The 8,832-nt window shown below is 63.5% G+C and carries 6 protein-coding genes; 1 reads left to right on the top strand and 5 read right to left on the bottom strand.

Annotated features, from left to right (window positions below; genetic code table 11):
• The first annotated feature begins 154 nt into the window (after positions 1 to 154).
• Positions 155 to 505, top strand: a complete 351-nt coding sequence (locus UW3_RS0113315) for a BON domain-containing protein (protein ID WP_010222987.1) — start codon at positions 155 to 157, stop codon at positions 503 to 505.
• A 146-nt stretch (positions 506 to 651) separates the two neighbouring features.
• Here the strand turns inward: UW3_RS0113315 and UW3_RS0113320 are convergent, their stop codons facing one another.
• The 5 genes from UW3_RS0113320 to acs all read right to left on the bottom strand — a co-directional run bounded on the left by UW3_RS0113320 (position 652) and on the right by acs (position 8,831).
• Positions 652 to 3,633, bottom strand: a complete 2,982-nt coding sequence (locus UW3_RS0113320; RefSeq protein ID WP_437127810.1) for a DUF748 domain-containing protein — start codon at positions 3,631 to 3,633, stop codon at positions 652 to 654.
• 46 nt (positions 3,634 to 3,679) lie between these two features.
• A complete protein-coding gene (locus UW3_RS0113325; protein ID WP_010222989.1) occupies positions 3,680 to 4,696 on the bottom strand; it encodes a class I SAM-dependent rRNA methyltransferase in 1,017 nt (338 codons plus the stop codon).
• 79 nt (positions 4,697 to 4,775) lie between these two features.
• Positions 4,776 to 5,954, bottom strand: coding sequence for an acetyl-CoA C-acetyltransferase (locus UW3_RS0113330; protein WP_010222990.1), 1,179 nt, complete (start codon positions 5,952 to 5,954; stop codon positions 4,776 to 4,778).
• A 112-nt stretch (positions 5,955 to 6,066) separates the two neighbouring features.
• Complete coding sequence (locus tag UW3_RS0113335; RefSeq protein WP_010222991.1) at positions 6,067 to 6,936, bottom strand: oxygenase MpaB family protein; 870 nt, start codon at positions 6,934 to 6,936, stop codon at positions 6,067 to 6,069.
• Between the two features lie 38 nt (positions 6,937 to 6,974).
• A complete protein-coding gene (acs, locus tag UW3_RS0113340) occupies positions 6,975 to 8,831 on the bottom strand; it encodes an acetate--CoA ligase (RefSeq protein WP_010222992.1) in 1,857 nt (618 codons plus the stop codon).
• Position 8,832: the final 1 nt, after the last annotated feature.

Here is an 8,832-nt window from a genome sequence, read left to right on the forward strand (position 1 = left end):
AATTGCACGATTCGGGATTTCAGCTTTATATATAACTAGCTGATTTATAAGTAAAAAAGTCAATAACAGTAGCTGGCACAAGCCCTGCAATAGTTCTCATACCCTGCTGCCAGGACTGATGGCGCAGACTTTTCGAAAAACAGGAGTGTCTCGTATGAAGAAGTTCGCTATTGCTGCCGCTACTGCCACCGCCCTGACCCTGACCCTGGCTAATGCGGCGTTTGCCCAACAGCCTTCCCAGGCTCCGCTGACTGTTGCTGCCGGTGAAGTCACCAAAGTCAAAGAAGCGACCTCTGACACCTGGATCACCACCAAGGTCAAAGCTGACCTGGTAACCGAGAAAGGCATCCCGGGCACCGACATCAAGGTCGAAACCAACAAAGGCGTGGTCTCCCTGTCTTCCGATGTGACCTTGACCGATTCGCAGAAAGAGATGGCGGTCGCCATTGCCAAGAAGATCAAAGGCGTTCAAGCCGTCTCGGCTGATGGCCTGAAAACCAACTGAGTAGTTGCTCCCGACTCGCTGACCCTTGCAGGTTCATGCGAAAGACCAAAAGGACTTGGTCACTCAAAGCCCCGGCACTGGTTGCCGGGGCTTCTTTTTTGGGGGGGGATTTGTAGGAGCGGGCTTGCCCCGCGATCGGGGTTACTTCACTCCGCGTCCAGGTGCAGCGGCGAAATCACCCGGCCATCCGTTTCGGCCTGGCCCAGGCTGGCGTCTACGAAGTACACCCGGTCATCCGCCAGTTGGCCCTTGTCCACCAGGTAGTCCTTGATGCTGCTGGCCCGGGCCTGCCCCAGCTGGCGCAGTAGCAGTGGGCTTTCGCCCCACGACTTGAGCACCGCGTCACGCAACTGGGTAGTGCGCTGCTCGCGGTCCAGCTGTTCCCATTCGGCCGGTGGCTGCTGTTTCATGCGGGCGCGGTAGATGCCTTCGAGCATCGCCGGTTTGTCGCCATCCGGCACCTTCAGGTCGGAAGCCTGGGCTGGCACCTTGTCACCGCGACGCTGGAGGATCTTGTAGTAGGTACTCTGATACTCACGCTCCAGTCGCTGCTGGGCAATCAGCGGGCCGTCGCTGCTCTGGGCGCTGGTGCCTTCGATTTCCAGGCGCAGGGCAGGGCGTTCCTTGAGTGCGGTCGCCAGCTTGTCCAGGGCGCTTTGCGCATCCGGGCTCAGGTCACTGGAGCCGGCGGCAAAGGCCACGCTCCCCAGGTCCTGGGAATCACCGCCGCTGACCAGCCCACCAATGAACTTGAAGGGCGCCTGGGCCGCACGCAGCACCAGGTTGCGCAGGGTCTGCCAGACAATCGGCATGACGCTGAACTGCGGGTCGTTGAGGTCGCCGCTCACCGGCAGCTCGATGGAGATCTTGCCGTCGGTGTCCTTGAGCAGGGCCACCGCCAGACGAATCGGCAAGTCGACCGCGTCCGGGCTGTCGACCTTCTCACCCAGTTGCAGCTGCTCAACCACCACCTTGTTCTCGGCCTGGAGCTTGCCCTGGGTGATCACGTAGTGCAGGTCGATGTTCAGCCGCCCTTTGCGGATACGGAACCCGGCGAACTTGCCCGAGTACGGCGTCAACGTGGTCAGCTCGACGCGTTTGAAGCTGGTGGCGATGTCCAGGGCGGCCATCGGGTCGAAGGGGTTCAGTGAGCCTTTGATGGTCACTGGCGCATAGCGATCGACCTTGCCCTTGATATCGACTTTGGCAGGCTTTGGCTGACGGTTGTCGATGGTGCCGATCTGGCCATTGAGCTGCTGGATGGCCGTGGCGAAGTTGGGCGTCAGGCTGAAGTCGGCGAAGTTGGCCGAGCCGTCGTTGATGTCGATTTCACCGATGCGGATACCCAGTGGCTTCTCGGCCGGGGCCTTGGCTTTGCTTGGCGCTTTGGACTGCGCGGTGGCCGGCTGCGGGATCAGCAGGTCATCGACGTTGGTGGTGCGGTCCTCGTTGATCATGAAGCGCGCGTAAGGCTGTTTCAGGGTCACCTTGCCAATGGTCAGGGCATCACCGTGGCGGTACGACACAGCGTCGAGGTTCAGTTGCTGCCATTTGACGAAGTCGCGGTCCTTGATGGTGTCCAGCGTATGCAACTGGTTGACCTGGGCCTTGCCGTCGATGCTGAAGGCCAGCGGTGCGGTGCTCTTGAGGTCGACATTGAGGTCGCTGCCGAGCATGCCGCTGCGCAGTTCGAGGCGGATGTAGGGGCTGATGTAAGCCTGGGCGACGCGCAGGTCGATGTCCTGGGTGTTGACCTTGAGCTTGGCGGTGACGGGCGCCAGGTTCACCTCACCGGCAGCCTGCAGCTTGCCTTGTTTACCGACGCCGGTATCGAGCTTGAGGGTAAAGGGCGACTGATTGAGACTGTCGAAATTCTGCAGGTCAAGGTTCAGCGGGCCAACGTCCAGAGCCACTGGCTCTTTCTGCGAGCGGTCGGCCAGGTGTACCTGGTAATTGCGCAGTTGCACGTCCTTGAGCAGTACCTGCCATGGCTTGCTCGGCGCTTCAGCTGCGGCTTTGTCCTTGGCATCCGGCTCGGCGGTAGCGGGTTCGGCTTGCTCTTTTGGCGTGGCTTTGGCCGGCTGGCTGGCGAACAGTTTTTGCCAGTCGAGCTGGCCGTCGGACTCCAGCGCCGCCCAGGTTTCGAGCTTGTCGCTGCGGATCTTGCCGACGGTGACCAGTTGCTTGGCCAGGTCGATCGAGGTTTCGCTGACATCCAGACGCGCCAGGCGCGCCAGCGGACGGCCATCCGGGGCCTTGATGGCAAAGGGCGCGATGCTCACCGAGGCGTTGTCCAGCAGCAGCTCGGTTTCCTTGGACAGATTCAGCTTGTAGTGGGTATCGAGGCTGACCACGCCTTCTTCCAGCACCAGCGGCACGGCATCTCGGACATAGGGCCAGAAGGCTTTCATCTTGCCGTCGGTGACCTTCAGGGTACCTTCGGAGGCGATCGGTACCAGGCTGAAATTGCCGGACCAGTCGATGCGCCCGCCTGCCGGGCCATTGGCGACCAGGGTCATCTCGGTACTGTCGTCAGGCAGGGTGCTGAGGTTCTTCAGCTCCAGGTTCATCGAGTCGTAGAGGAACTCGATCGGCTCGCTCGGGCGCAGGTCCTGGAAGTGCAGGTAGCCTTCGCTGAGCTTGATGCTGCCGATACGCAGCGGGAATGGATCGCTGGCCGGCTCTTCAGGCTTGGGCTCGCTCGGTGGCAGCTTGAACAACTGAGTGAGGTTGAGGCTGCCGTCCTTGGCGAACAGCAGCTCGGTACGTGCCTTGTCCAGTTCGACCCCGTCCAGGTGCAGGGCGCCGCTCCACAGGCTGTCGAGCTGCAGGTTGGCGTACAGGCGTTCAAAACCGACCTGCTCCTTGCCCGGCTCGCCGATCTGCAGGCCCCAGAGGGTCAGTTCGAGGCTGAACGGGTTGAGCTCGATCCGCTGCAGGTGCGCAGGTACTGTGGCGTAATTGGCCAGTTGCTGGTTGACGATACGCAGGGCAACCCCTGGGAGAATCAGAAAGCCTAGCAGGCTGTACAAGGCCACTGCGGCCAGCATGGCGCCGAGGGCGCGTTTCAATCCTTTGGGCATGTGTGGCGTCGTCTGTCTCGAGCGGGAGTGGTTGGAGTATGGCACGTAAAATCGGTTCCGAAGATACCCCGAAAATTAACGATTTTTTGTTTCAGAGCTGAAGAATCAAGGTCTTCAATGGGGGCTGACCGTCCTGCGACGGAAAGTCGCCGGCGGGCTTGAGCACCTGCCAGTCGCGTACCGGCCGCCCGGCCTTGTCGGCGCAGCGCAGCACTTGCTCGCGCCAGTCGTCGACATTGACCTTGGCCAGGTTGTTACAGCAGATCAGTACGCCGTCCTCGGCGGTGCTCAACAGTGCCGGCTTGAGCAGGCTCTGGTAATCGCGCAGCAGGTCGACGGTGCCGAAGGCGCTCTTGGCCCAGGCCGGCGGGTCGAGAAACACCAGATCGAACTGGCGTTGTTGCAGGCGTGGGTACGACGGCAGCGTGTGGCCGCGGCGCTGGCTGACCGGCAGGCCGGCGAACTGGCGGATTGCCGGGAAGTAATCGGACTGGATGAAACTCATCGGCAGCAGTTGCGGGTTGAGTGCGCCGTTTTCCTTGCCGACGGCCAGGTTGCCTTCGGCAAAGTCCAGGTTGCACACCTCGCGGGCGCCGCCCGCCGCCGCGCTGAGGCCGACACCGCAGGTATAGGCGAACAGGTTCAGCACGCTTTTGCCGGCACTGTGCTGCTTGACCCAGCCACGGGCATTGCGCAGGTCAAGAAACAGCAGTGGGTCCTGCCCGGCATGGCGACCACGCACCCGGTAGTTCAGGCCCCATTCGTGGCCGACGTGATCGGCCAGCGCGGCCTCGCTGGCCTGGTACACCGGGTCGCGGCGGTCGATGCGGCTGTTGCCCTGGGAGCGGTCGTTGTAGACCAGCAGCAGCTCAAGGCCCAGGTGCGCTTCGACAGCGGCGTGCAGCTCCAGCAAGGCGCTGGTTTCGAGGCTGTGGTGGAAGCTCTGCACCAGCAACTGCGGGCCGTAGCGGTCGATGGTCAGGCCGCTGGCGCCTTCCTGGCTGCCATGGAACAGGCGATAGCAGTCGGTGCCCTGGGCATGCAGTTCGGCGAGAAGGCCCAGGCGGGCGTCGAGGGCGGCGCGCAGCGCCTGATTCAAGAGGGACATGCACGTGGCCTTGGTTTGCGGACGTGCAGTTTACCAGTTCAAGCCAGGGGAGGGGCCGTTGCGGCCCCTCCCGCGCTGATCAGCGTTCGATTGCCAGGGCCACGCCCTGACCACCGCCGATGCACAGGGTGGCCAGGCCCTTGCTGACATCACGCTTGATCATTTCGTGCAGCAGGGTTACCAGCACCCGGCAACCCGAGGCGCCGATCGGATGGCCCAGGGCAATGGCGCCGCCATTGACGTTGACCTTGCTGGCGTCCCAGCCCAGCTCCTTGCCCACCGACAGGGCCTGGGCGGCAAAGGCTTCGTTGGCTTCGATCAGGTCCAGGTCCGCCAGGTCCCAGCCGGCCTTTGCCAGGCAGCGGCGGGTGGCGCTGACCGGGCCGATGCCCATGATCGCCGGATCGACCCCGGCATTGGCATAGGCCTTGATGCGCGCCAGGATCGGCAGGCCCAGTTGCTGCGCCTTGGCGGCGCTCATCAGCAGCACCGCGGCTGCGCCGTCATTGAGCGACGAGGCATTACCGGCGGTTACCGTGCCGTCTTTCTTGAATGCCGGCTTGAGCTTGCCCAGCGATTCGGCGGTGGTGCCGGCACGCGGTTGCTCGTCGGTGGCAAACGCAAGCGGATCCCCTTTGCGCTGCGGGATCAGGATCGGGGTGATCTCATCGACGAAGCGCCGGGCTTCGATGGCTGCGGTTGCCTTTTGCTGCGAAGCGGCAGCGAAGGCGTCCTGCTCCTCACGGCTGATGCCGTACTTTTCCACCAGGTTCTCGGCAGTGATGCCCATGTGGTAGTCGTTGAACGCATCCCACAGGCCATCGCTGATCATGCTGTCGATCAGGCTGCTGTGGCCCATGCGCAGGCCGGTACGGGCCCCGGGCATGACGTAGTTGGCCAGGCTCATGTTCTCCTGGCCGCCGGCGATGATCACTTCGGCATCGCCGCAGCGGATCGCCTGGGCTGCCAGGTGCAGGGCCTTGAGGCCCGAGCCGCAGACCTTGTTCAGGGTCATGGCTGGCACCGCGTGAGGCAGGCCGGCCTTGATCGCGGCCTGGCGCGCCGGGTTCTGCCCGGCACCGGCGGTCAGTACCTGGCCGAGGATCACTTCATCGACCAGTTCGCCATCGATGCCGGTCTGGGTCAGCAACTGGCGAATCACCGCAGCGCCCAGGTCGACGGCGGGAATGTTGGCCAGCGCCCCCTGGTAGCTACCGACAGCGGTACGGGTGGCGGCAACGATAACGACATCTTGCATGGCGCAGGTCCTCACTCTTATTGGATTTGGCGTCAGAACGGTTCAGGCCCCAGGGCCTGGCTAGACCTGCATGGTGGCATAGATGGCCGGGCGAGGGCTATTGGCGCACCGTTCAGGCGATACCCATGCGCCGCCGGGCACGGTGGGCGGAACCATCGCGCATGGCCCAGCGCAGGACCGGTGCGGTGCTGTTGATGCCCAGGCGGATCAGCCGGCGTTGCAGCGGGTTCTGGCTCAGCTCGAGCATTGCGCTGGCCCAGTCGGGCAGCAGGTCGATCCCGGCACGCAGCATCAGGGCGCCCACCGGTTGGGCCAGGCGGCTAGGCGCCGGTGCGTCGAGCAGTACCTGCACCACTTCATGGCTGCGGGCGTCGCAGATCAGTTGTGGGCGCATGGCCTGCAGGTAGTCGGCAATCTGCTGGCGCGAGCGCGGCACGTTACGGGCGCCCAGGCGTTCGGCGATCAGGGCGATCTCGGCATAGTAGGCATCCTGTTCGGCGATCGGCATGTGCGGGTTGCGATAGCGCCTATGGGCAGCCAGGAAGCTGCTGACCTCGGCTACATGCACCCAGGTCAGCAGGTCTGGATCGCTGGCCGCGTACGGCCGGCCGTCGGCGGCGCTACCGACTACCTGCAAGTGAATGGTGCGCACTTTTTCGATCAGCCAGTTGGCATCTTGAGTCGAGCCGAAGGTGGTGCCGGAGATGAACTGGCTGGTGCGACGCAGGCGGCCAAGCAGGTCCTGGCGAAAGTTGGAGTGATCCCACACGCCGGCCAGCGCCAGCGGGTGCAGCAGTTGCAGGAGCAGGGCACTGATGCCGCCGATCAACATGCTTGGGAAGTCGCCATGCACGCGCCAGCTGAGGCTGCCCGGGCCGAACAGCCCGGGGTCACCCTTGGGGTTTTCCAGGTCAAGTTGCCCCAGGGACAAACCGGTCAGGCTCATCACCTGGGTTTCGATACGGCGGCGAATCGCTTCCATGGCTACCTTGTCTGCAAGGCAGCCAAACAGGCTGCCGCTTAAATGTTCAGGCGTTTGTCGATCAGGCCTTGGACCACGCTGGGGTCGGCCAGGGTCGACGTGTCGCCGAGGTTGTCGAGCTCGTTGCAGGCGATCTTGCGCAGGATGCGCCGCATGATCTTGCCTGAGCGGGTCTTGGGCAGTGCCGGCGCCCACTGGATCAGCTCGGGTTTGGCGAAGCTGCCGATCTCTTTGCTGACCAGGGCCAGCAGCTCCTGCTTGAGGCTGTCGTCCGGGGTTACGCCATTCATGGGCGTGACAAAGGCATAGATGCCTTGCCCCTTGAGATCGTGAGGGTACCCGACAACGGCGGCTTCGGCGATGCTGTCGTGCAGCACCAGGGCGCTTTCGACCTCCGCGGTGCCGATGCGGTGTCCGGAGACGTTGATCACATCATCGATGCGCCCGGTGATCCACAGGTCGCCGTCCTCGTCGCGGCGCGCGCCGTCACCGGTGAAGTAGTAACCCGGCAGCGGCTTGAAGTAAGTGTCGATCATTCGCTGCGGGTCGCCGTACACGCTGCGGATCTGCCCGGGCCAGCTGGCCTTGATTGCCAGCATGCCGCTGCCGGGGCCTTCGATCAGCGTGCCCTTGTCGTCCAGTAACACCGGCTGCACGCCGAACATCGGTTGGGTGGCGCAGCCGGGCTTGACCCGCCGGGTGCCCACCAGCGGGCTGATCATGATGCCGCCGGTTTCGGTCTGCCACCAGGTGTCGACGATGGGGCAGCGTTTTTCGCCGACGGCCTCGAAGTACCATTCCCAGGCTTCCGGGTTGATCGGCTCACCCACGCTGCCGAGCACGCGCAGGCTCTTGCGCGAGGTGCTCGCCAGCGGGCCCTGGCCTTCGCGCATCAGTGCGCGAAGGGCGGTGGGGGCGGTGTAGAAGATGTTCACCTGGTGCTTGTCGACCACCTGCCAGAAGCGCGAGGCATCGGGGTAATTGGGCACGCCTTCGAACATCAGGGTGATCGCGCCGTTGGCCAGGGGGCCGTAAACGATATAGCTGTGGCCCGTCACCCAGCCGACGTCGGCGGTGCACCAGAACACCTCGCCATCGCGGTAATCGAACACGCTCCTGAAGGTCAGCGCCGCCTGCAGCAGGTAACCTGCGGTGGTGTGCAGCACGCCCTTGGGTTTGCCGGTACTGCCGGAGGTGTAGAGGATGAACAGCGGGTCTTCGGCGTCCATTGGCTCGGGTGGGCAATCATCACTGACCTGCTTGATTGCGTCGTGGTACCAGAGATCGCGACCTTCACTCCAGTCGATCTCGCCGCCGGTACGTTTGATCACCACCACCGTACTGACGTCCGGGCAACTGAGCAGGGCCTTGTCGACGTTGTTCTTCAGCGGCACGCTCTTGCCGCCACGAATGCCTTCATCGGCGGTGATCAGCGTACGGCAATCGGCGTCGAGAATACGGTCGCGCAGGGCATCCGGCGAGAAACCACCGAACACCACCGAGTGAATGGCGCCGATGCGGCTGCAGGCGAGCATGGCATAGGCCGCTTGCGGAACCATGGGCATGTAGATGCACACCCGGTCGCCCTTTTTCACCCCGCGTTGCTTGAGCACGTTGGCCAGGCGGCAGACCTGCTGGTGCAGTTCGCGGTAGGTGATGACGCTGGAGTCGGTGGGGTTGTCGCCCTCACGAATGATCGCCGGCTGATCGCCCCGGGTGGCCAGGTGGCGGTCGATGCAGTTGTAGCTGACGTTCAGTTGCGCGCCCTTGAACCAGGCAGCCCGGCCGGTATTCATGTCGCTCTGCTGGATTTGGCTCCAGGGCTTGATCCAGTCCAGGGCCTTGGCCTGTTCGCTCCAGAAGGCATCGGGGTCGTCGATGGACTGGCGGGACAGC

The sequence above is a fragment of the Pseudomonas donghuensis genome (assembly GCF_000259195.1).
GTDB lineage: Bacteria > Pseudomonadota > Gammaproteobacteria > Pseudomonadales > Pseudomonadaceae > Aquipseudomonas > Aquipseudomonas donghuensis.